Annotated in this window: 22 protein-coding genes, 1 tRNA gene and 4 pseudogenes; 10 read left to right on the top strand and 17 right to left on the bottom strand. The window is 71.4% G+C overall.

Annotated features, from left to right (window positions below):
• The first annotated feature begins 208 nt into the window (after nt 1–208).
• The 3 genes from ACZ7DE_RS04220 (at nt 209) to ACZ7DE_RS04230 (ending at nt 2,151) form a co-directional block, all read left to right on the top strand.
• A complete protein-coding gene (locus ACZ7DE_RS04220; RefSeq protein WP_470757993.1) occupies nt 209–874 on the top strand; it encodes an AzlC family ABC transporter permease in 666 nt (221 codons plus the stop codon).
• On the top strand, nt 871–1,221 hold the full coding sequence (locus ACZ7DE_RS04225; RefSeq protein ID WP_470757679.1) for an AzlD domain-containing protein: 351 nt from the start codon (nt 871–873) through the stop codon (nt 1,219–1,221). Before ACZ7DE_RS04220 ends, ACZ7DE_RS04225 begins: the two co-directional genes overlap by 4 nt.
• 126 nt (nt 1,222–1,347) lie before the next feature.
• Nucleotides 1,348–2,151, top strand: a complete 804-nt coding sequence (locus ACZ7DE_RS04230; RefSeq protein ID WP_470757996.1) for a class I SAM-dependent DNA methyltransferase — start codon at nt 1,348–1,350, stop codon at nt 2,149–2,151.
• Here ACZ7DE_RS04230 and ACZ7DE_RS04235 read toward each other — a convergent pair.
• The 3 genes from ACZ7DE_RS04235 to ACZ7DE_RS04245 all read right to left on the bottom strand — a co-directional run bounded on the left by ACZ7DE_RS04235 (nt 2,129) and on the right by ACZ7DE_RS04245 (nt 6,124).
• On the bottom strand, nt 2,129–2,608 hold the full coding sequence (locus ACZ7DE_RS04235) for a hypothetical protein (RefSeq protein ID WP_470757681.1): 480 nt from the start codon (nt 2,606–2,608) through the stop codon (nt 2,129–2,131). The genes ACZ7DE_RS04230 and ACZ7DE_RS04235 overlap by 23 nt on opposite strands.
• A 41-nt stretch (nt 2,609–2,649) precedes the next feature.
• A complete protein-coding gene (locus ACZ7DE_RS04240; RefSeq protein ID WP_470757683.1) occupies nt 2,650–4,572 on the bottom strand; it encodes an AMP-dependent synthetase/ligase in 1,923 nt (640 codons plus the stop codon).
• A 217-nt stretch (nt 4,573–4,789) separates the two neighbouring features.
• Nucleotides 4,790–6,124 (bottom strand): acetyl-CoA C-acetyltransferase, encoded by a 1,335-nt coding sequence (locus tag ACZ7DE_RS04245; RefSeq protein WP_470757685.1) that lies wholly within the window; start codon nt 6,122–6,124, stop codon nt 4,790–4,792.
• A 102-nt stretch (nt 6,125–6,226) separates the two neighbouring features.
• On the opposite strand from ACZ7DE_RS04245, the gene ACZ7DE_RS04250 reads away from it, so the two are divergent.
• Both ACZ7DE_RS04250 and ACZ7DE_RS04255 read left to right on the top strand, forming a co-directional pair.
• Nucleotides 6,227–7,579, top strand: coding sequence for a 3-oxoacyl-ACP reductase (locus ACZ7DE_RS04250; RefSeq protein WP_470757998.1), 1,353 nt, complete (start codon nt 6,227–6,229; stop codon nt 7,577–7,579).
• On the top strand, nt 7,579–8,490 hold the full coding sequence (locus ACZ7DE_RS04255) for a MaoC family dehydratase (protein WP_470757687.1): 912 nt from the start codon (nt 7,579–7,581) through the stop codon (nt 8,488–8,490). Before ACZ7DE_RS04250 ends, ACZ7DE_RS04255 begins: the two co-directional genes overlap by 1 nt.
• A 147-nt stretch (nt 8,491–8,637) precedes the next feature.
• Here the strand turns inward: ACZ7DE_RS04255 and ACZ7DE_RS04260 are convergent.
• Nucleotides 8,638–8,757 (bottom strand): annotated as a pseudogene (locus ACZ7DE_RS04260) (IS481 family transposase); the annotation flags it as partial.
• A 3-nt stretch (nt 8,758–8,760) separates the two neighbouring features.
• Between ACZ7DE_RS04260 and ACZ7DE_RS04265 the strand changes: the two are divergent.
• Nucleotides 8,761–8,880, top strand: a pseudogene (locus ACZ7DE_RS04265) (IS481 family transposase); the annotation flags it as partial.
• A gap of 30 nt (nt 8,881–8,910) precedes the next feature.
• Here ACZ7DE_RS04265 and ACZ7DE_RS04270 read toward each other — a convergent pair.
• The gene (locus ACZ7DE_RS04270; protein WP_470757689.1) at nt 8,911–9,219 is read right to left on the bottom strand and encodes a hypothetical protein; all 309 of its coding nucleotides are present in this window, start codon (nt 9,217–9,219) and stop codon (nt 8,911–8,913) included.
• Between the two features lie 130 nt (nt 9,220–9,349).
• Nucleotides 9,350–9,637, bottom strand: a complete 288-nt coding sequence (locus ACZ7DE_RS04275; protein WP_470757691.1) for a hypothetical protein — start codon at nt 9,635–9,637, stop codon at nt 9,350–9,352.
• A 408-nt stretch (nt 9,638–10,045) separates the two neighbouring features.
• Between ACZ7DE_RS04275 and ACZ7DE_RS04280 the strand changes: the two genes are divergently transcribed.
• The 3 genes and pseudogenes from ACZ7DE_RS04280 to ACZ7DE_RS04290 all read left to right on the top strand — a co-directional run.
• Nucleotides 10,046–10,285, top strand: coding sequence for a hypothetical protein (locus tag ACZ7DE_RS04280; protein ID WP_470757693.1), 240 nt, complete (start codon nt 10,046–10,048; stop codon nt 10,283–10,285).
• A gap of 252 nt (nt 10,286–10,537) precedes the next feature.
• Nucleotides 10,538–10,614, top strand: a tRNA-Met gene (locus tag ACZ7DE_RS04285).
• A 248-nt stretch (nt 10,615–10,862) separates the two neighbouring features.
• Nucleotides 10,863–10,997 (top strand): annotated as a pseudogene (locus tag ACZ7DE_RS04290) (LysR family transcriptional regulator); the annotation flags it as partial.
• Nucleotides 10,998–11,139: 142 nt separating this feature from the next.
• Here the strand turns inward: ACZ7DE_RS04290 and ACZ7DE_RS04295 are convergent.
• The 9 genes and pseudogenes from ACZ7DE_RS04295 to ACZ7DE_RS04335 form a co-directional block, all read right to left on the bottom strand.
• A pseudogene (locus ACZ7DE_RS04295) lies at nt 11,140–11,821 on the bottom strand (TetR/AcrR family transcriptional regulator).
• Between the two features lie 80 nt (nt 11,822–11,901).
• Nucleotides 11,902–12,210 (bottom strand): DUF4229 domain-containing protein, encoded by a 309-nt coding sequence (locus tag ACZ7DE_RS04300; RefSeq protein WP_470757695.1) that lies wholly within the window; start codon nt 12,208–12,210, stop codon nt 11,902–11,904.
• Nucleotides 12,211–12,295: 85 nt separating this feature from the next.
• A complete protein-coding gene (locus tag ACZ7DE_RS04305) occupies nt 12,296–12,820 on the bottom strand; it encodes a GNAT family N-acetyltransferase (RefSeq protein ID WP_470757697.1) in 525 nt (174 codons plus the stop codon).
• Between the two features lie 16 nt (nt 12,821–12,836).
• Complete coding sequence (locus ACZ7DE_RS04310; protein ID WP_470757699.1) at nt 12,837–13,487, bottom strand: UdgX family uracil-DNA binding protein; 651 nt, start codon at nt 13,485–13,487, stop codon at nt 12,837–12,839.
• Nucleotides 13,488–13,598: 111 nt separating this feature from the next.
• Complete coding sequence (gene mqnE, locus ACZ7DE_RS04315) at nt 13,599–14,762, bottom strand: aminofutalosine synthase MqnE (protein ID WP_470757701.1); 1,164 nt, start codon at nt 14,760–14,762, stop codon at nt 13,599–13,601.
• A gap of 92 nt (nt 14,763–14,854) precedes the next feature.
• Nucleotides 14,855–15,310, bottom strand: coding sequence for an Lrp/AsnC family transcriptional regulator (locus ACZ7DE_RS04320; protein ID WP_057583651.1), 456 nt, complete (start codon nt 15,308–15,310; stop codon nt 14,855–14,857).
• Between the two features lie 68 nt (nt 15,311–15,378).
• Complete coding sequence (locus ACZ7DE_RS04325; RefSeq protein WP_470757703.1) at nt 15,379–16,041, bottom strand: UbiX family flavin prenyltransferase; 663 nt, start codon at nt 16,039–16,041, stop codon at nt 15,379–15,381.
• Nucleotides 16,042–16,200: 159 nt separating this feature from the next.
• On the bottom strand, nt 16,201–17,103 hold the full coding sequence (mqnP, locus tag ACZ7DE_RS04330) for a menaquinone biosynthesis prenyltransferase MqnP (protein WP_470757705.1): 903 nt from the start codon (nt 17,101–17,103) through the stop codon (nt 16,201–16,203).
• Complete coding sequence (locus ACZ7DE_RS04335) at nt 17,100–18,557, bottom strand: menaquinone biosynthesis decarboxylase (RefSeq protein WP_470757707.1); 1,458 nt, start codon at nt 18,555–18,557, stop codon at nt 17,100–17,102. Before ACZ7DE_RS04335 ends, mqnP begins: the two co-directional genes overlap by 4 nt.
• Before the next feature lie 86 nt (nt 18,558–18,643).
• Between ACZ7DE_RS04335 and ACZ7DE_RS04340 the strand changes: the two genes are divergently transcribed.
• Nucleotides 18,644–19,039: a PLD nuclease N-terminal domain-containing protein gene (locus ACZ7DE_RS04340; RefSeq protein ID WP_470757709.1), complete on the top strand. Its 396-nt coding sequence runs from the start codon at nt 18,644–18,646 to the stop codon at nt 19,037–19,039.
• On the opposite strand, the gene ACZ7DE_RS04345 is transcribed toward ACZ7DE_RS04340, so the two are convergent.
• Together ACZ7DE_RS04345 and ACZ7DE_RS04350 are read right to left on the bottom strand one after the other, a co-directional pair.
• A complete protein-coding gene (locus tag ACZ7DE_RS04345) occupies nt 19,026–19,151 on the bottom strand; it encodes a DUF397 domain-containing protein (RefSeq protein ID WP_470758000.1) in 126 nt (41 codons plus the stop codon). The two genes, ACZ7DE_RS04340 and ACZ7DE_RS04345, sit on opposite strands and share 14 nt — an antisense overlap.
• A complete protein-coding gene (locus tag ACZ7DE_RS04350; RefSeq protein ID WP_470757712.1) occupies nt 19,108–20,022 on the bottom strand; it encodes a helix-turn-helix domain-containing protein in 915 nt (304 codons plus the stop codon). The genes ACZ7DE_RS04345 and ACZ7DE_RS04350 overlap by 44 nt, the downstream gene beginning before the upstream one ends.
• Nucleotides 20,023–20,103 lie beyond the last annotated feature (81 nt).

The following is a 20,103-nucleotide window of genomic DNA, read 5'->3' on the forward strand; positions in this document are numbered from 1 at the left end:
GTTCGCTCCATCGGTACGGACGTTCGCCTTGACGAACGCAGCCTCTCTGTTCATTGTAGGAAACATGCGTTCGCCTCAACGAACACCGGCATCGCGGGCGGAAGCCCTCGACCGCCCCCGGCCCCGACCCCTGTCCCGGCTCGTGCCCCGGTTCCTGCCTCGAACCCTGGCCCAGCCCCGGTTCCTGCCTCGAAACCCGTCCCGGTCCCTGTCCCGGTCACTCGTCCGGGACAGCTCGCTCGTGTGGCTGGCCAGTGGGGTGGTGGGCGTGTCCTTCGGGGCGATCTCCGTGGCGGGCGGGCTGCCGGTCTGGGCGCCCGTGGTGATGTCCCTGGTGGTCTACGCGGGCTCGGCCCAGTTCAGCGCCGTCGGCATCCTGCTCGCCGGGGGCGGTCCGCTCGCGGCCGCCGCGACCGGGCTCCTCCTCAACACCCGCAACGCCGCGTTCAGCCTCGCGGTCGCCGACCTCCTCGGCCCCGGCCGCGCGACCCGGCTGCTGGGCGCGCACCTGGTGACCGACGAGACGGTCGCCTTCGCCCTGGCCCAGGCCGGCCCCGCCCGTCGCCGCGCCGCGTTCTGGATCTCCGGCATAGGCCTGTTCGCCGTGTGGAACACGGGCGTTGCGGTGGGGGCCCTCGCCGGCAGCCGGCTCGGCGACACGGCGGTCTACGGCCTGGACGCCGCCTTCCCCGCCGTGCTCGTCGCGCTGGTCCTGCCCGCGCTGCGCAAGGACGCCCGCCTTCGCCGGCCGGCGGCGCTCGGCGCGGTCGTCGCGCTCGCGGCCGCGCCCTTCCTGCCGGCCGGGGCGCCGGTGCTGCTGGCCCTGGCCGGCCTGGCGCTCTACCGGCCCGGCCGCGCGGGGGCCGCCGTATGAGCGCGACGGTGGTTCTGATCCTGGTGCTGGCGGTGGGGACGTACGTGCTGCGGCTCGTCGGCCCCGCGCTGCACGGGCGGGTGGAGCTGCCCGCCCGGGTCCAGGAGTCGCTGTCCGCCGGGGCGGTGGTTCTTCTGGTCGCGCTGCTGGCGACGGGCGCGCTGACCGAGGGCGGCGGCTTCGCCGGGTGGGCGCGCCCGGCCGGGGTACTGGTCGGCGGGGTCCTGGCGATGGGGGTTCCCCCACTCGGACGCGGCCGGACGTGGGGAAACGGTGCGCCGTTCCCGGTGGTGGTCCTCGGCGCGGCGGCGACGACGGGAGTGCTGCGCGCGCTGGGAGTGGCGTAGAACCGCCCCCACTGTCGGTGGGTGCTTCTAGGCTCCGCGCCCATGACCGCCACCACACCACCCACGACCGCCACCACACCGCCCGTCCCGCCCACGAACGACCCCACACCACCCACCACACTGCCCATCCGGCCCACGACCGCCGCCACACCAGCCACCCCATCGCCCGTCCAGCCCACGAACGACCCCGCACGGCACACCCCGCCCACCGCCGCCGCCGCCGCACCAGCCACCCCACCCACGACCGCCGCCGCACCCGCGTTCCTCGCCGCCACCCGCGCGTTCTACGACGCCGTCGCCGAGGACTACGCCGAGCACTTCCGGGGCGAGTTGGTCGCGAGGCCCGTGGAGCGGGCCGTCCTCGCCGTGTACGCCGAACTCGTCGGCGCCGGCGGCCGGGTGGCCGACCTGGGGTGCGGTCCCGGTCGGACGACGGGGCGGCTCGCCTCGCTCGGGCTCGACATGTCCGGGCTCGACCTGTCGGAGTCGATGCTGGCGATCGCGCGGCGCGAGAACCCGGGGATCCCGTTCGCGCAGGGCTCGATGCTGAAGCTGGACGGGCACGCCGACGGCTCCCTGGACGGGGTGGTCTCCTTCTACTCCTCCATCCACACCCCTGTGGACGAACTGCCCGCCCTCTTCGCCGAGTTCCACCGCGTCCTCGTCCCCGGGGGCCACCTGCTCCTCGGCTTCCAGGTCGGCGACGAGCCCCGCCGCCACGACCGCCCCTGGGGCCACCCGGTCGCCCTCGACTTCGAGCGCCGGAGCCCGGAGCTGATGGAAGGACTTCTGACGGCGGCAGGTCTTCCCGTGTTCTCCCGCACGGTACGGGAACCGGACACCGCCCTCGGCGAGTCCACCCCCCAGGCGTTCCTGATCGCCCGCAGGCCCCCGGCGGGCGGGGGAGTCAGGGCAGCGGGTCCCCGCTGAGCACCGCCGGGGCGGCAAGCGCCTCCTCGTAGCGGTCTCGGGGGAACACGTAGGGGCCCAGGGCCAGTTCCCCCCACTCCTCCCGGTGCGGCTGACGGAAGGACGACCAGGTGACCGTCGTGGAGGTCACGGCGACGGCGGCCATGAGGGGCCAGCACTGCCAGATGCCGCACGGGCAGCCCAGGAGCGGGACGGTGTCCGCGGCGGTCAGGAAGTGGCCGGGGCGGTCGGCGAGGTCCGGCACGCCCAGGCCGTCATGCTGCCTGCGGACCTGCTCGGCCGTTTCCCGCGCGTCCGCGTCCTCGTCCTCGAACTCGCCCGCGAGCTCCGCCCGCCACAGCGCGTACGTCGCCGCTCCCACGCGCTCCCGCAGGTCCCCGCCGTCCACGCGGATGCCCCAGACCAGGGACGACGGGTTCTCGACCCAGGGGTAGTGGAAGAACTCGATGCCGTTCACGGTCCGCATGCTTCCCGGCCGCGCCCCGCCCCGCGAGCCCTTTACCGCGGGTACAGCCCCTCCACCTGCTCCGCGAAGTCCCGCAGGATCGCCTCGCGGCGCAGTTTCATCGACGGGGTGATGTGGCCGGCGTGTTCCGAGAAGTCGGCCGGCAGGATGGCGAAGCGGCGGATGGACTCGGGCCGGGAGACCAGCTTGTTGGCCTCGTCGACGGCGCGCTGGAGCACGGCGTTGAGTTCCGCGTCGTCGATCAGCAGTTCCGCGGGCACCGGGTGTTTGCCGTGCATCTGACGCCAGTGGGTGAGGCCGTCGGGGTCGAGGGTGAGCAGCGCGGAGACGTAGGGGCGGCCGTCGCCGAGCACCATGGCCTGGGAGATCAGGGGGTGGGAGCGCAGCCAGTTCTCCAGGGGCGCGGGGGCGACGCTCTTGCCGCCCGCCGTGATGATCATTTCCTTCTTGCGCCCGGTGATCGTCAGATAGCCCTCGTCGTCCAGTTCGCCGATGTCGCCGGTGGCCAGCCAGCCGTCGGGGGCCGCGGGGACGACTCCGCCGTTCGCCGGGTCCCAGTAGCCGCGCAGGACGTGGTCGCCCGCGACGAGGATCTCGCCGTCCGCCGCGATGCGGATCTTCGTGCCGGGCAGGGGCCAGCCCACCGTGCCCAGGCGGGGCTTCATGGGGGGCGTCACCGTGGTCGCGGCCGTCGTCTCCGTCAGACCGTAGCCCTCGTAGATCTCGATGCCCGCGCCGAGGTAGAACGAGGAGAGGCGACGGCCCAGCGGGGAGCCGCCGCAGATGGCGTGGCGTACGCGGCCGCCCATGGCGTTGCGGATGCGGCGGTAGACGAGCGGGTCGTAGAAGGTGCGGGCCGCGCGCAGCGTGGCCGCCGGACCTGATCCGGCGCCGGTCTTGTGCGCCTCGACCGCCTCGCCGTAGCGGCGGGCCACGCCGACCGCGCGGTCGAAGGACGACACCCGGCCGGCCGCCTCCGCCTTCGCGCGGGCCGTGTTGAAGACCTTCTCCAGCATGTACGGGATGGCGAGGAGGCAGGTGGGTCTGAAGGCCGCCAGGTCCGGCAGGAGGTCCTCGGACTTGAGGCTCGGGGCGTGGCCGAGGCGGACGCGGGCGCGGACGCAGGCGATGGCGACCATCCGGCCGAACACGTGGGACATGGGGAGGAAGAGCAGGACGGAGAGCTCGTCGTCCTTCGACTTGAAGATCGGGTAGAGGAGTTCGATCGCGTTGTCGACCTCGGCGAAGAAGTTGCCGTGGGTGAGGGCGCAGCCCTTGGGGCGGCCGGTGGTGCCGGAGGTGTAGATGAGGGTGGCGAGCGTGTCGGGGACCAGCATGCCCCGGCGGATCTCGACCTCGGCGTCCGGAACGCGCTCACCCGCCTCGATCAGCCGGTCCACGTGCCCCTTGTCCATGACCCACAGGTGGTGCAGGTCGGGCAGCCGGTCGAGTTCGGGGCCCAGGGCGGCCGCCTGACCGGACGTCTCGGTGACCAGCGCGACCGCGCCGGAGTCGTGGAGGATCCAACGGGTCTGGAAGGCCGAGGAGGTCGGGTAGACGGGGACGGTGACCAGGCCGGCCGCCCAGGCCGCGAAGTCGAGCAGCGTCCACTCGTAGGTGGTGCGGGCCATGATGGCGATCCGGTCGCCGGGGACCAGGCCCTCCGCTATCAGCCCCTTGGCCACCGCGTGGACCTGCGCGGCGAAGCGTTCCGCCGTGATGTCCGTCCAGTCGCCGTCCTGCCCCTTGCGGCTGAGGGCCACCGCGTCGGGGGCGGCGGCCGCGTTGTCGTAGGGCAGGTCGGCGAGCGAGCCGTAGGTGACCGGGCGGGCGAGGGCCGGCACGGACGCCTCCCGAACGGCGCCGTCCAGTCGTCGCGTCTCGGGTTCCACGAGGACGGGGGGAGCGTCGAAGTCGGCGTAGGCCGAGCCGGCGGTTGAGGACGGGGTGGACACGGGCGGCTCCCTGGGCGTGCAGCGAGGAAACTGCTTGCTGCATGACGTACGTGCTTGGCGCACCGACGCGTTCAACCGGGATGCCCCCTAAGGCAGGGGTTAGGAGTTACCGCCGGTTAGGTAGGGGATCGTACGGCTCTCAGGTGTGGGGCTTGTGCGTGTTCCGGGATGTTCCGGGGTCGGGGATGTGCAACCTCGGGGGTTATATGAGGGACGCTCACGTTGTTTCCAGGATCGCGGTGACCCCCTGTCCGCCCGCCGCGCAGATCGAGATCAATCCCCGTGCGGGGCCGCCTTGTTCGGCGAGGAGTTTGGCGAGCGTCGCCACGATGCGGGCGCCGGTGGCCGCGAAGGGGTGGCCGGTGGCGAGGGAGGAGCCGGCCACGTTGAGCCGGTCCCGGTCCACCGGGGCCAGGCCCTGCTTCTCCCAGGCCGCGAGCGTCGCCAACACCTGGGAGGCGAACGCCTCGTGGACCTCGACCAGGTCGAAGTCCTCGATGCCCAGACCGGCCCGCTCCAGCATGCGCGGGACCGCGTACGCGGGGGCCATCAGCAGGCCGTCCTCGCCCCCCGCCGCATCGCCGCGCACGAAGTCCACGGCCGCCGTCTCGTACGCGGTCAGGTAGGCCAGCGGCTCCAGGCCCCGCGCCTCGGCCCACTCCTCGGAGGCGAGCAGGACGACCGCCGAACCGTCCGTCAGCGGGGTCGAGTTGCCCGCCGTCATCGTGGGCTCGGGGCCGTCGGTCCCGAACACCGGCTTCAGGCGGGCCAGTTGCTCGACCGTGGAGTCGGGGCGCAGGTTCTGGTCGCGGTCGAGGCCGCGGAACGGGACGACGAGGTCGCCGAAGAAGCACCGCTCGTACGCGGCCGCGAGCCGCTGGTGGCTGGTGGCCGCCAGCCGGTCCTGAGCCTCGCGCTCGACGCCCCAGGCGCGGGCGGTGACCGCCGCGTGCTCGCCCATGGACAGCCCGGTGCGCGGTTCGGCGTTGCGCGGGATGTCGGGGATCAGATGGGAGGGGCGGATCCGCGCGAGAGCCTTGAGCCGGGCGCTCGCCGACTTCGCCCGGCGGGCTTCCAGGAGGATGCGGCGCAGCCGGTCGTTGACGCCGAGGGGGGCGTCGCTCGCGGTGTCGGCGCCGCCCGCGATCGCCGACTCGGTCTGGCCGAGGGAGATCTTGTTGGCCGCGGCGATCACGGCCTGCAGGCCGGTGCCGCAGGCCTGTTGCACGTCGTAGGCGGGGGTGCGGGGGTCGAGCCTGGAGCCGAGGACGGTCTCGCGGGCCAGGTTGAAGTCCCGGCTGTGCTTGAGGACCGCGCCGGCGACCAGCTCGCCCACGACGCCCGGGACGTCGAGGGCGTACCGGTTGACCAGCCCGTTCACGGCCGCCGTCAGCATCTCCTGGTTGGAGGCGGTGGCGTAGGGGCCGTCGGAGCGCGCGAAGGGGGTGCGGGCGCCCCCTACGACGGCCACGCGACGGGCGCGCGGGGGTTCGAGGGGAGCCTTGCGGGCCCCTCGCAAATAGGTCACCTTCGACGGCTCCGAGGTACTCATCTCGACCTGCTCCTCACCCTTGACCTAGACTTACCCCCGGTAACCTTACTCTGGAGTAAGCACTTTCCGCTGTGTGCCGAGCCCATGGGAGACGAGACGAACATGGCCGACCGCTATCTGAGCTTCACCGCCACCGCCCCCGGCCGGTTCCTCACCCGGCGACTGGGCCTTCCGCAGCCGGCGGCGCTCCGGCGCTGGTCGCCCGAACAGCCCCTCCTCCCGGGCAACTTGCTTCACCTTACGGCCGGTGAGCCCACCCTCCTCGGCCTCGCGCCGGTTCTCGCCCGCACGGGACTCCTCCCGGCCGACCCCGCCGGCCCCGCCGCCGACCTCGCGGCCGTGGTCCTCGACGCCACCGGCGTCCGGGACGTCGACGCGCTCGCCGAGGTCCACACGGCCCTGCACCCGGTCGTGCGGTCGGTCGCGGCGAGTGGGCGCGTCGTGGTGCTCGGCTCCCCCCTGGACGCCGACGGCGACCATCACCGGGCCGCCGCGCAACAGGCCCTGGAGGGGTTCGTGCGCTCGCTCGGCAAGGAGATCGGGCGCGGCAGGACCGTGAACCTGGTCCGGCTGACCGACGCGGCCGCCGCCGAGTCCACCCTGCGCTTCCTCCTCTCCCCCAGGTCCGCGTACGTCAGCGGACAGGTCGTCGGAGTGGCGGCCGACGCGTCCGAGGGCTCCGCCGACCGGTCGCCCGAGTCCGGCAGCCCCGCCGGCCGGTCGCTCCCCCTCGACGGGCGCACCGCGCTCGTCACCGGCGGCGCGCGCGGCATCGGCGAGGCGGTCGCACGGACCCTGGCCCGCGACGGCGCGCACGTCGTCGTGCTCGACGTGCCGCAGGCCGAGGCGGACGCCCGGCGGCTCGCCGGACAACTGGGCGGAACCGCGCTCGCCCTCGACATCACGGCCGCCGACGCGGGCGAGCGGATCGCCGCCGAACTCCCCGGCGGACTCGACGTGCTGATCCACAACGCGGGGATCACCCGCGACCGGCGGCTGGTCAACATGCCCGCCGAACGCTGGAGTTCGGTGCTCGACGTCAACCTCGCGAGCGTGCTGCGCACCACGGACGCGCTGCTCGCCAAGGGCGTCCTGCGCCGGGGCGGGCGGATCGTGGCCACCGCCTCCATCGCCGGGCTCGCGGGCAACGCGGGCCAGACGAACTACGGCGCGAGCAAGGCGGGCGTCGCCGGACTGGTCCGCGCCCTCGCACCGCGCGCGCTCGCGGAGCACGGGGTCACGGTGAACGCGGTGGCCCCGGGCTTCATCGAGACGAAGATGACGGCAGCGGTGCCGCTGTTCATCCGGGAGGCGGGCCGCCGTATGAACTCCCTCGGGCAGGGCGGGCTGCCCGTCGACGTCGCGGAGACGACGGCGTGGCTCGCGCATCCCGCGTCCGGCGCGGTGAACGGACAGGTCGTGCGGGTGTGCGGCCAGAGTCTGCTGGGGGCGTAGTGACCACGCCGCCCCCGCCGCACCGGTCGCCCCGGCAGATCACCCTGGCCACCCCTCCGGCCCTCGGCCCGCTGCTGGCCGCCGGGGCGCTGCGCTCCCCCTTCAAGCGGCCCCGCCCGGGCGTCGTCTTCCCCGCCCCCGGCGACCGGCTCGTGCTGCCCGGGCTGCGGGTGGACCTGGCCCGGCTCGCCGCCTACGAGCGGGTGTGCGCCTTCCCGACCGGCGAGGACGCGCTGCCGCTCACCTATCCCCACGTCCTGGGCTTCCCGCTGGCCATGCGCATCATGAGCGACCGGACCTTCCCGCTTCCGCTGCTCGGCCTCGTCCACACGTCGATCGAGATCACCCGCCACGCCCCTCTCACAGCCACCGGGACCTACGAACTCACGGTGTACGCGGACCGGTTGGCACCGCACCGCAAGGGCACGGAGGCCGTCGTCGTCACGGAGCTGAGCAGCGGCGGCGAGCCCGTGTGGGAGTCCACGAGCACCTATCTGGCGCGCCACCGCACCGACGCCACGCCCGCGCCCGCCGCGAGCCGGTGCGATCCCGGCCCGCTTCCCGTGCTCGACGAGTGGCGGCTCGCCGGCGACGTCGGCCGGCGCTACGGGGCCGCGTCCGGCGACCGCAACCCCATCCACCTCCACCCGCTCACCGCCCGCCTCTTCGGCTTCCCCCGGGCCATCGCCCACGGCATGTGGACCCTGGCCCGCTGCCTGGCCGCCCACGGCGCACCGCAGGCGGTGTGGGTCCGTGCGGAGTTCCGGTCCCCGGTGCTGCTGCCGGGCACGGTCGTCTTCGCGGCGGACGGCAGCCACTTCGAGCTGCGCGGGACGGGAGACGCCGGACGGGTCCATGTGAGCGGCCGGGTCGACCCGCTCGGCGACGCGACGGGGCCGCGCCCCGTCTAAAGGGTGTTGCACGAGGCTCTGAGCTGGGAATTTCCGGTGCCATGGCGGCATGAACAGAACTATGCGATCAGTGCACTCAACCGCGCGACCGGGTTCGGTGAGACAGAAGCCCGAATGACTCGGTTCGTTGAGAAAAACGGTTCGATGGGGGAGCTGGCCGCCGAGTGCGGTGTGGCAGCGATGGTGGTTGTAGGTGTGCAAGAAGTCTGCCCGGGCGTCGGTGCGTTCGGTGTTGCTCGTGTAGGGCCGCAGGTAGGCCCATTCGTCGAGCCCCCGACGGGCGGCCACAAGGTGCTGAGCCGCCAGGCCGGCCGCGCCACCCGCTGCTCCATGGGCTTCCACTACGTCCTGTCCGCCGTCGACGACCACACACGCCTGGCCTGCAGAGAGAATTGCCTGATCTCGTCACGCGGGTTCGATCTATCCGGTGATGGCCGCTAGGACGCGGTAAGCGACGTACAGGCCGTACAGGGCGAGGAGCAGTCCGAGGAAGCGGGTCCATGCCGGCAAGATGCGGCGCTGGTGAGTGATCCACATGCGCTTGAGACGTACGACGGCGGAGAGGGCGCCGAGCGCAGCGGTAGCGGTGAAGACCCAGAACAGCACGGGCCGCTCGCTCAAGGGCGCGTTTTGCGTCCCGGCGTTGCCGATGATGAGCAGCAGGTAGGGGGCGATGTACTGAGCCGGGCTGAACTCCCGTACCTGCTCAGGGCTACCGGTTTGGGTCATAGGGGTGCCTCCGCGGCGTGGTAGGTGTCGGCATGGACGTGCGCCCCACGGCAGGGGGAACGACCGTGGGGCGCACATGGGTGTTTCTCAGCCCCTGGGAGGGAGGGACCTCATCGGGTGATCAGGGACGTCACAGGACGAGGTCGATGATCCACTCGATGGCGGTCTTGACGGAGATCGCACCGCCCAGAGTCAGGGCCTTCTTCACCCAACCGGGAAGGGAGTCCCACTTCCCCTTGAAGTAGCCCGTGCCCTTCTTCGCCCAGTCGGTCATCTTCTTCTGCCAGGAGTCAGGCAGCGCCTTGAAGGCCTTCTTCAGCGCCTTCTTCTTCAATCTGTCCAGGAAGCCCTTGGCGGCGACACCGTCAGCGCTGGCGGCGGAGACCACTTCCTGCTTGGTGAGGCCTTCCTCCTGCAACAGCTCCTGGCCTTCGGGGGTGGCGAGGTAGTCGGCCCAGGCTTCGGGCGAGGAGAGCTCGAATGCCGGGTCGAAGTTCTCCGCGACGGAGGCGGTAGGGGCCGTCGCACGCTGGGCGTTGCCTGCGCTGCCGTGGTGCCGGCGACGCCGAGAGTGAGGGCGGCCAGGGCCGAGATCGCACCCATGCGGATATGGCGACGATTCACTATCGTGGTCCTTTGGGTAAGACGGTGCGGGCGCTGCCCACCGGTGCACTGATGGCCTGGAAACCGTGTGCGTCGGAAGTGGCAGTGCCCGTACCCCCGGGCTTCTGTGCCGGGGGCGGTGGAAAACCTAACCCTGTGTTGATCATCCGCTCCAGCACTTAAAGCGCAAATGTCCTGAAACTTTCGCCCCTCGGAACGACGCATGCAGAAGATTCACAGCGGCGAATGGGTGCGCATGCGCCTGTACTGCCACGCCGACGACCCTGAACCCGGCATCGGCGACCACGGCGAACACCACCTCATCCAGCTCTGGCGCGCACCCCGGACACCCCCCGAGCACCCAGAGGTCACCGACGCAGACCGGCAAGCCCGCGCCGAATACGCCGCAAACCAGTCCACGCCCGTGGACGACTTCACCATCACCTACCCCGACCTGACATAAGAGGAGCGGGACGAACGGCGAGTGGCCCTGGGGGAGTGACGTGGCCCGGCGCGAACTACCTCCCCAGCCGTCGACGAAGGCCTGCACGAATGCGCCCCGAGTCGGTCACTGAGACCCCCCAGCGTCAGCAGTGCGGCGATGTGCGGTGCGGCGACCGGGCGCTGCTCGACCCCGGGCGGGGCTGTCCGCACCGAGCGGAGAGGAAAACGTGGCGAAACCCGGGCTCGGGGTGCCGTACGGTGGGGGCATCGACGCGGGGTGGAGCAGCTCGGTAGCTCGCTGGGCTCATAACCCAGAGGTCGCAGGTTCAAATCCTGTCCCCGCTACCACCGAGAAGGACCCGGAACCTCGACAGGTTCCGGACGGGGCCTGCTTGTGGTTCTCGGCCACATGCTCGTGAGCGCCCGGCGGTGCGGGAGACGGCGGCTGCGGTAGGCGGACTGGGGCACTGATTTCGGCGGCGTTTCTTGCTGCCGGACGTGCGACGGGTCGCCGGCGGCCGGCTCACCCACCACCCCGCAACCCTCAGCGATGACGAGCGCGCCGCCCTCAACGACGGCCGGCCCGCTGCCAGCCTAGGACCGGCTCCGTGGTCCCCGAGTCCGCCCGCGCCTGGCTGTGGGCCGAGCACACCGCCGTCCCCCTGACCGACGCGCCCCCCGTCGTCACGCACATCGCCTGGGCTGATCCGCACGGCCGTGCGGCTGTGATCCTGTCCCGCCGCCTCCCGCACCGGGGCCGTGGGGCCGCGCCGAGTCCGTTTCCCGCACCGGGGCCCCGAGGCCCGCCCGGTCCGCCCGGTCCGCCCGGTCCGGCGGGTCCGGCGGTCCGGCGGGTCCGGCGGGTCCGGCGGGTCAGTCCGCCGGAGGGGACCAGGGGCGGCCGTTCATCAGGTCGCCGAGGCCCGACCAGGCGAAGTTCATCAGCGTCGCCGCCGCCTGCCGGGAGGTGACGCCCGCGGTGGCGTTGGCCCAGGCGGCGAGGGCCTCGGCGGCTCCCACCAGGGCCTCGGCGAGACCGGCGACCTCACGCTCGGGCAGATCGGGATCCGTGGACGTCCCCCCGCACGAGCGAAGCCGGGGGGGGCGGGAGGGCCTCCCTGGCGGCGACCACGATCAGCTGCGTCACGAACGCGACGATCTCCTCGCGCATCGCCGCGACTTCGGCGGCGAAGGGCTCGCCGTGCGTGCGGGCCTGGAGATGCAGGACGGACCAGGCGTGCGGGTGTTGCGCGGTGTGCGCGAAGAACGCCCGCAGTCCCTCCCAGAGTTGGCGGTCCGCGGGCAGGTCCGTGCGGACGCCGGCGCGGACCGCCTCGACGAGCGCCTTGGCCTCGCGCCGGATGCAGGCGGTGAAGAGGTCTTCCTTGGAGTTCAGGTAGAGGTACACCAACGGCTTGGAGACGCCCGCGAGTTCGGCGATCTCGTCCATCGACGCGGCCATGTACCCCCGGCGGCCGAAGGTCTCCACGGCGGCGTCCAGCATCTGCTGCTCACGGACCGCACGCGGCATCCGCTTGGTCTTCACGGCACCCATGGGCACAGCGTAGCCAGGGCGGAGCGAACCCCGCCCCGCTCGACGGGGAGGACGGGTCCCTGGAGTGTTGCTGGAGCGTTCTAGGAGGTCTGCGCCTGGCCCTGGGGGCGCGTGGTCTCGTCGACCGTGGCGTCCTCCTGGGACCGGTTGGCCTCCAGGTTGGCCTTCATGCGGTCCACCCGCTGGACGACCGTCGCCGAGGCGCGGTCGCGCTCCTTGCGCAGCACCACGAAGCTGATCGGCGCGGAGATCACCAGCGACAGCAGCAGGATCCACATGAGGTTGGAGTCGCCGAGGCCGCGCGGGACGACGCCCGAGTAGACGAGGCCCCAGACGACCACGAGGCAGCCGGCGAAGACACCGAGACGCATCAGTGTGTAGCGGAGCATGTCAATCCACTCTTCCGATTCCATAAGGGGCCGTCGTCCAGTGAAGCACGCTCGGCTCCCGATCTTGCAGCCGCCCCCGCGGGCGTCAGCGCAGCGGCAGCAGCATGATGACGTCGTCGCGGTCGTCGCCCGGGGCCACCCGGACGGCCCCGGGAATCCGGCCGACCTCCTTGTAGCCGCAGGAGCCGTAGAAGTGCTCCAGTCCGAGTCCGCCGCGGCAGGAGAGGCGGATGGCGTCGATGCCCTCGAAGGCTCGGGCCGCGTCGGCGGCGGCCGCCAGCAGGTCGCGCCCATGCCCCCGGCCCTGGTGGCGGGGGTGCACCATCACCGTGTAGAGCCAGACCCAGTGCTTCTGCAGGCGGTGGGTGTTGAAGGCGAAGAACGCCGCCGCGACCACCTCGCCGGCCGCGTCCTGTCCGACGATCAGCCGGTGCCGGCCCTCGGCCATCGCCGCGAGGTGCTTGACCAGCTCCGGCCGGACGGTCTCGCGCTCCACCGGCGGCACGAAGCCGATGGCTCCGCCCGCGTTGGAGGCGTCCGTCCACAGGTCGAGGATGCCGTCGCGCAGGGCGGGGCCGACAGCGGGATCGAGAGTGAAAGTAAGGGACACGCAAGGATGCTAACCCTTACGAGAGGAGGCGCGCCGCTGTTTTCAGATCGTGGACGAGGCCCCGGTAGGCGTCCTCCCGGTCGTCGGCGCGCAGGACCGAGGACGGATGGACGGTCGGCACCAGCCGCCGCGGCCGGCCGTGGATCTCCTCCTCCAGCACCGTGCCGCGCACCTGGCCCACCCGGAACGAGGACCCGAGCAGCGCCTTCCCGGCCGTCGCCCCCAGCACCACGATCAACTCGGGTTCGACGACCGCCAGCTCGGCGGCGAGCCAGGGCGCGCACGCGGCCGTCTCGCGCAGGCTGGGCGCTTTGTGGATCCGGCGCTTGCGGGGCTCGGCCCGGGTGAACTTGAAGTGCTTGACCGCGTTGGTCACGTACGCCTCGCGCGGGTCGATGCCCGCCTCGGCCAACGCCCGGTCCAGCAGCCGGCCGGCGGGCCCGACGAAGGGCCGGCCCTGCCGGTCCTCCTGGTCGCCGGGCTGCTCTCCGACGAGCATCAGACGGGCGTCCGCGCTTCCCGCGCCGAACACGGTCTGCGTGGCGGCCCTGTGCAGGGGGCAGCCCCGGCAGTCGGCCGCCGCCCTGCGCAGGCCGGCGAGGCCGGACCCCTGGGGAACGAACGGTTCTGCGGTGTACGCGTCCTCAGACGCTCGGATGGTCGCCATGGGTCCGAGTACCCGCCACGAGGGCCCGGTCCCAGGTCGGCTGCGGGTGCGTGGCGGCCCGTCGCGCAGTTCCCCGCGCCCCCGGGCCGCCGCCCGTCCCGTGGGCCGCGGTCACACCCGCATCGGCTGCGGCGACTCCCGGCGGGCCGGGTCCGGTCCGTCGTACTCGCGGATGATCTCGTACCGCGTGTTGCGCTCCACCGGGCGGAAGCCCGCGTCCCGGATGAGGTCCAGCAGGTCCTCGCGGGTGAGCTTGTTCGGGGTGCCGTAGTTGTCGGCGTCGTGCGTGATCTTGTACTCGACGACCGAGCCGTCCATGTCGTCCGCGCCGTGCTGGAGCGCCAGCTGCGCGGTCTGGACGCCGTGCATGACCCAGAAGACCTTGACGTGCGGGACGTTGTCGAACAGCAGCCGGGAGACCGCGAAGGTCTTCAGGGCCTCCGCGCCCGTCGCCATCTGGGTGCGCGCCTGGAGCCGGTTGCGGACCTTGCCGTCCTTCACGTCCACGAAGTCGTGCTGGTAGCGCAGCGGGATGAAGACCTGGAAGCCGTTCGTCTCGTCCTGCAGCTCGCGCAGCCGCAGCACGTGGTCGACGCGGTGGCGGGGCTCCTCGATGTGGCCGTACAGCATGGTGCACGGGGTCTTGAGCCCCTTCTCGTGCGCCAGCCGGTGGATGCGGGACCAGTCCTCCCAGTGGGTGCGGTGGTCCACGATGTGCTGCCGGACCTCCCAGTCGAAGATCTCCGCGCCGCCGCCGGTCAGCGACTCCAGGCCCGCGTCGATCAGCTCGTCCAGGATCTCCGAGGCGGTGAGCCCGCTGATCGTCTCGAAGTGGTGGATCTCCGTCGCCGTGAACGCCTTGAGCGAGACGTTCGGCAGGGCCGCCTTCAGCTCACGCAGCGAACGCGGGTAGTAGCGCCACGGCAGGTTCGGGTGCAGGCCGTTGACGATGTGCAGCTCGGTGAGGTTCTCGCCCTCCATGGCCTTGGCGAGCTTCACCGCCTCCTCGATGCGCATGGTGTACGCGTCCTTCTCCCCCGGCTTGCGCTGGAAGGAGCAGTAGGCGCAGGACGCGGTGCACACGTTCGTCATGTTGAGGTGACGGTTGACGTTGAAGTGCACGACGTCGCCGTTCTTGCGCGTCCGCACCTCGTGCGCCAGGCCGCCCAGCCAGGCCAGGTCGTCCGACTCGTAGAGCGCGACGCCGTCCTCACGGGTCAGCCGCTCACCGGCCCTGACCTTCTCCTCCAGCTCGCGCTTGAGCCCGACGTCCATGCCCACACCTTTCACCGACGACCTGCCGACGGTTTCCCGACGGCTTTGCTGACGACTTCCCTGACGACCCGACCAACCGTACGTCCCCGCCGCTACACCTCTTCCGGCAGCTCTCCGACGCGGTTCTCCCACTTGGTGGAGAGCACGATGGTGGTACGGGTCCGGGAGACGCCCTTGGTGCCGCTGAGCCGACGGATGATCTTCTCCAGACCGTCGACGTCCGTCGCCCGCACCTTGAGCATGAACGAGTCGTCGCCGGCGATGAACCAGCAGTCCTCGATCTCGCTCAGGTCCTTGAGCCGGGCCGCCACGTCCTCGTGGTCGGCGGCGTCGGAGAGCGAGATGCCGATGAGGGCGATGACGCCGAGGCCGAGCTGGGCGGCGTTCACCGTGGCGCGGTAGCCGGTGATGACGCCGGCCGCCTCCAGCCGGTTGATGCGGTCGGTGACGCTGGGTCCCGACAGGCCGACGAGGCGTCCCAGCTCCGCGTAGGAGGCCCGGCCGTTCTCCCTCAGGGCCTGGATGAGCTGCCTGTCCACCGCGTCCATGGGAATCGAAGCCTTCCGATCAGAGTTCCTGAAGAGTTGAGAGGTACTGCGACGTACTCAGATGGCGCTCATGTGGCCCTGGTTCCGGTCGCGCCGCCCAGCTCGCCGTCCCACCGGCGGTAGAGCCCGTGCGCGACGCCCGCCGCGTCGAGGACGCGTCCGGCGACGAAGTCGACCAGGTCCTGGATGTGGGTGGCTCCCGCGTAGAAGGCCGGGGAGGCGGGCACGACGCTCGCGCCGGCGTCGTCCAGCGCGACCAGATGACGCAGGGTCTGCCCGCTCAGCGGGGTCTCCCGTACGGCGACCACGAGGGTCCGGCGCTCCTTGAGCGTCACGCTCGCCGCCCGCTGCAGGAGGTCCTTGGAGAGCCCGAGGGCGACGCCCGCGACGCAGGCGGTCGAGGCCGGGACGATCAGCATCCCCTTCACGGGGTACGAGCCGGAGGACGGTCCGGCGGCGAGATCTCCCGCGGCCCAGTGCCGCACCCGGTCGCCGGTGACGTCCACGTCGAAGGTGTGCGGCTTGCCGTCGGCCCCGCGCGCAAGCCATTCCCGCAGGTCGTCCCGCCAGTGCGCGTCCCGGAAGGAGATCCCGGTCTCGTCGAGCAGCGTGAGCCGCGAGGCCCGGCTGACCACCAGGTCGACGCTCTCGCCCCCGGCGAGCAGCGCCCGCAGCACGGCGGCGGCATAGGGCGTACCGGACGCCCCGGACACCCCCACGATCCAAGGCACGCGCTGCGTTTCTCCTGCGTTCACACCTTGAGCGTACCGGTGGGCGAGAGGGTCTTCAGGACCGGCCGGGCGCGTTCGGATCGACGGGGAGGCGTGCGGTCGGCATCACGAGCCTGCCGAGCGGAGAGCCGACGGTCGGCTCGGCAGGCCGCACGGTGTTCAGACGGTGAGACCCCGGACCAGGAGATCCAGCAGCGCGCACACGAACAGGGCGATCCCGATGAAGCCGTTGACGGAGAAGAACGCCCTGTTCAGGCGGGACAGGTCATGGGGGCGCACGATCGAGTGCTCGTACACGAACGCGCCCGCGACGATCAACAGCCCCAGCCAGAAGAACGCGCCGGCGCCGGTGGCCACCGCGTACCAGACGAACAGCGCGGTCGTCACGGCGTGGCAGACGCGCGCGCCTCGGATCGCCGCCGGGATGCCGAACCGGGCCGGGACCGACATGACGCCGATCTCGCGGTCGGTCTCGACGTCCTGGCAGGCGTAGATCAGGTCGAAGCCGCCGATCCAGACGCCGACCGCGAGACCGAGGACGACCGCGTCCCAGGACCACTCGCCGGTGATCGCCAGCCAGCCGCCGATCGGGCCCATCGCCTGGGCCAGGCCCAGGATGGCCTGCGGGAAGTTCGTGAACCGCTTGCCGTAGGGGTAGACCACCATCGGGATCACCGCGACGGGGGCCAGCGCCAGGCAGAGCGGGTTGAGCATGGCCGCCGAGCCGAGGAAGACGGCGACGGCGATCAGCGCGCCGGTCCAGGCGTGCTTCACCGACATCGCGCCCGTCACCAGCTCGCGGTGCGCGGTGCGCGGGTTGCGGGCGTCGATCTCGCGGTCGATGATCCGGTTGACCGCCATGGCGAAGGTGCGCAGGCCCACCATGCAGACGGTGACCAGCAGCAGCCTGCCCCAGTGGATGTTCCCGTCCGTCCGGAACATCGCGGTCAGCGCGGCGATGTAGGCGAAGGGCAGCGCGAACACCGAGTGCTCGATCATCACCAGGCGCAGGAACGCCTTGGTGCGCCCCGGCTGCGGGAGCGCTGCGGAAGCTGAGCTCACAGGCCGTACTCCTTCCAGCGGCGGTCGACCTTCGCCGCCGTCTGCGGGTCGGACAGGACCATCTCCGGCCAGCCGCCGTCGCGTGTGTAGCCCTCCTCGGGCCACTTCTTCGTGGCGTCGATGCCCGCCTTGCCGCCCCAGAACTGCTGGTAGGAGGCGTGGTCGAGGTGGTCGACCGGGCCCTCGACGACCGACAGGTCGCGGGCGTAGTCGGTGTTGCCGAGCGCCCGCCACGCGACCTCGTGCAGGTCGTGGACGTCGCAGTCGGAGTCGACGACGACGATCAGCTTGGTCAGCGACATCATGTGCGCGCCCCAGATCGCGTGCATGACCTTCTGCGCGTGCTTGGGGTACTTCTTGTCGATCGAGACGATCGCACAGTTGTGGAAGCCGCCGGCCTCGGGCAGGTGGTAGTCGACGATGTCCGGGACGATGATCTTGAGCAGCGGCAGAAAGAACCGCTCCGTGGCCCGGCCGAGGGGGCCGTCCTCGGTGGGCGGCCTGCCCACCACGATGGACTGCAGCAGCGGCCGCTTCCGCATCGTCACGCAGTCGATCTTCAGCGCGGGGAACGGCTCCTGCGGGGTGTAGAAGCCGGTGTGGTCGCCGAAGGGGCCCTCAGGGAGCATCTCGCCCGGCTCCAGCCAGCCCTCGATCACGACCTCCGCCTGCGCCGGCACCTGCAACGGCACCGTCTTGCAGTCGACCATCTCGATCCGCTTGCCCGCGAGGAACCCGGCGAACAGGTACTCGTCGATGTCGCCGGGCAGCGGCGCGGTGGAGGCGTAGGTGACGGCGGGCGGGCAGCCGAAGGCGATCGCGACGGGGAGCTTCTCGCCCTTGCGCGCGGCCACCTGGTAGTGGTTGCGGCTGTCCTTGTGGATCTGCCAGTGCATGCCGATCGTGCGCTTGTCGTGGCGCTGGAGGCGGTACAGGCCGAGGTTGCGGATCCCGCTCTCGGGGTCCTTGGTGTGGGTGAGCCCCAGGTTGAAGAAGGAGCCGCCGTCCTGCGGCCAGGTGAAGAGGGCGGGCAGGGCGTCGAGATCGACGTCGTCGCCGTGCAGGACGACCTCCTGCACGGGCGCGTCCTGGGCCTTCACCTTCTTCGGCGGCACGTGCGTCATCGCGCCGAGCTTGCCGAACGCCTCGCGCACGCCCACGAAGCCGTGCGGCAGCTCGGGACGCAGCAGGCCGCCGATCTTCTCGCTGATCTCGGCGTACGACTTCAGCCCGAGGGCCTTCAGCAGCCGCCGGTCGGTGCCGAACACGTTCATCGCGAGGGGCATGCTGGAGCCCTTCACGTTCTCGAAGAGCAACGCGGGGCCGCCGGCCTTCTGGACCCGGTCGACGATCTCCCCGACCTCCAGATACGGATCGACCTCCGCCTTGACGCGCTTGAGGTCGCCTTCGCGTTCCAGTGCCCTGAGCAGGGAACGAAGATCGTCGTAAGCCATGTGTCCCAGTATCGGCCACCCGCTACCCTGACCCCGTCACCGGGGCCGCCCCGCCCCGCCGCCGTCTTCCGGGAGAACCCGCCACCATGCTCAGGTATCTGCCGTTCCTGCTGGTCCTGGCACTGTGGATCTATGCCTTCATCGACTGCCTGAACACCCCGGAGGAGGAGGTGCGCGGGCTGCCGAAGGTGGTCTGGGTGATCATCATTCTGCTCTTCGGCGAGGTGCTCGTCGGTCCGATCGCCTGGCTGGTGGCCGGGAAGGTCCGGCACGCGTCGGCGGGCGGCTCCACGCCGTCGGAGTGGCACCGCAACCACCGCACGCAGTTCGTCGCACCGGACGACAATCCCGAGTTCCTCAAGTCCCTGAAGGACGAGAACAAGAAGGACGAGAAGCTCCTCAAGGACTGGGAGGCCGACCTGCGCCGCCGCGAGGAGGAGCTCAAGCGCCGTGAGTCGGGCGAGGAGCCTACGGAAGGCTGACGGCGTCCACGAACGCGGCCCAGGCGCTCCGCGCGACGACGATCACCGGACCGTCGGGGTCCTTGCTGTCACGGACGGGGACGACGGCGGGGAAACCGGGGGCGACTTCGATGCAGTTGCCGCCGTTGTCGCCGCTGTAGCTGCTCTTGATCCAGGTCGTCGCGGTGAGCTCGTGCCTGTTCATAGTGCTCGTACCCTTCCATCGCGTCGCTGATCAGAGCGGCGGACTCGGCGGCTGACGGCGCGTCGGCCCTGAGCACATGATAGGTCCGGTTATGGCGGGCGAAGGCAGCCGGATCGTCGTTGAAATGGCCCTGATCCAGGGATTCCGAGTACACCCACTCATGCCCATCGGGCAGCTTGATGAGCGACATGGACGTGTTGGGACGGATGAGCCCCGGCTCCCCCGAGGGGGCCACCTGGACACGGACGTTGGAGAGCTGCCCGACCTTGAGAAGGTGCGCGCACTGTTCACGCATGACCTCCGCTCCGCCGATCACCGTGCGCAGGCAACTCTCGTCCAGGACAGCGACGTAGAGCGGACCACCGTCGGCCAGGAAGCGCTGCTGCCTGCTGAGTCGGGCCCGGACGCGCTCCTCCGCCTCGGCGGGGCTCAGCACACGGGAGAACAGCGCCCAGGCATAGTCCTCGGTCTGCAGCAGCCCTGGCACCACGCGCTCCTGGTACTCCTGCAGAGAGATCGCCTCCGCGTCCATCTCCGCCCGACGCCTGAACCAGTCCGGATGCTCCACCTGTGGATACCAGTCCACCCGGCCCCACAGCCGCCCCAACGCCCCACCCGTGCCCAGGACTTCGTCGCACTTCTTCGCGAACGGCTCCTGCGGGACCCGTGTTCCCGCCTCCACCCGGGCCACGAGCGACCGGTCGCAGGGGATCGCCCTCGCCAGCGCCTCCTGCGTCAGCAGGGCCGCCTCGCGGAAGTGGCGCAACAGCTCTCCGAACAGGGCGGCGTTGGTCGTCATGGTCGCCCCTCCCCCTGTGACAAGCGCCCATTGGCACGCGCCGGACATTGATACGCACCGTGCCCGCACGCGACGCTCGAC

The sequence above is a fragment of the Streptomyces sp. NPDC037083 genome, from assembly GCF_055606485.1.

Bases quoted from the DNA above. Each gene is read 5' to 3' on its own strand.
- ACZ7DE_RS04225 (WP_470757679.1), top strand. From the start codon at position 871: ATGAGCGCGACGGTGGTTCTGATCCTGGTGCTGGCGGTGGGGACGTAC.
- ACZ7DE_RS04245 (WP_470757685.1), bottom strand. From the start codon at position 6,124: ATGAGTACCTCGGAGCCGTCGAAGGTGACCTATTTGCGAGGGGCCCGC.
- ACZ7DE_RS04250 (WP_470757998.1), top strand. From the start codon at position 6,227: ATGGCCGACCGCTATCTGAGCTTCACCGCCACCGCCCCCGGCCGGTTC.
- ACZ7DE_RS04270 (WP_470757689.1), bottom strand. From the start codon at position 9,219: ATGACCCAAACCGGTAGCCCTGAGCAGGTACGGGAGTTCAGCCCGGCT.
- ACZ7DE_RS04280 (WP_470757693.1), top strand. From the start codon at position 10,046: ATGCAGAAGATTCACAGCGGCGAATGGGTGCGCATGCGCCTGTACTGC.
- ACZ7DE_RS04300 (WP_470757695.1), bottom strand. From the start codon at position 12,210: ATGCTCCGCTACACACTGATGCGTCTCGGTGTCTTCGCCGGCTGCCTC.
- ACZ7DE_RS04310 (WP_470757699.1), bottom strand. From the start codon at position 13,487: ATGGCGACCATCCGAGCGTCTGAGGACGCGTACACCGCAGAACCGTTC.
- mqnE (WP_470757701.1), bottom strand. From the start codon at position 14,762: ATGGACGTCGGGCTCAAGCGCGAGCTGGAGGAGAAGGTCAGGGCCGGT.
- ACZ7DE_RS04320 (WP_057583651.1), bottom strand. From the start codon at position 15,310: ATGGACGCGGTGGACAGGCAGCTCATCCAGGCCCTGAGGGAGAACGGC.
- ACZ7DE_RS04335 (WP_470757707.1), bottom strand. From the start codon at position 18,557: ATGGCTTACGACGATCTTCGTTCCCTGCTCAGGGCACTGGAACGCGAA.
- ACZ7DE_RS04340 (WP_470757709.1), top strand. From the start codon at position 18,644: ATGCTCAGGTATCTGCCGTTCCTGCTGGTCCTGGCACTGTGGATCTAT.
- ACZ7DE_RS04350 (WP_470757712.1), bottom strand. From the start codon at position 20,022: ATGACGACCAACGCCGCCCTGTTCGGAGAGCTGTTGCGCCACTTCCGC.